This window comes from Bradyrhizobium sp. Kon56, from assembly GCF_055807635.1.
The window spans coordinates 1-340 of the sequence record NZ_JBVVOU010000243.1 but is presented as its reverse complement, the minus strand read 5'-3'; the positions used below and the strand labels follow the sequence as shown (position 1 = coordinate 340).

Below are 340 nucleotides of genomic sequence, written 5' to 3'. Positions count from 1 at the left end.
AGCGACGCAGGCCGATGACGTTGGCGTAATCGGTGTTGATCACCAACTCGCCGTTTTCAAAGGAGGCCAGGCGCGAAAAATCGTACTTGCTGGCATCGCCATAAGGCGCCATGCCCATGACCTTGAACTCACCGTCGAGCATCTCGAAACCGAGGAACTCGGTGATCGCGCCGTACAGGCCGCCCAGGGAGTCCGGATCGTAGAATTCCTTGATCTTGTGGATCTTGCCGTTTTCGCCGTAACCGAAGAACGTGGTGGCGTACTCACCTTTGCCGTCGATGCCCAGGATCGCGGTTTTTTCCTGGAAGCCTGAGCAGTGGTAGGCACTGGAGGCGTGGGC

General features: G+C 57.9%; 1 protein-coding gene. It reads right to left on the bottom strand.

Annotated features, from left to right (window positions below):
* The coding region (locus AC0L3B_RS38810; protein ID WP_473382978.1) for a carbamoyltransferase N-terminal domain-containing protein at nucleotides 1–340 on the bottom strand (340 nt) is incomplete at both ends.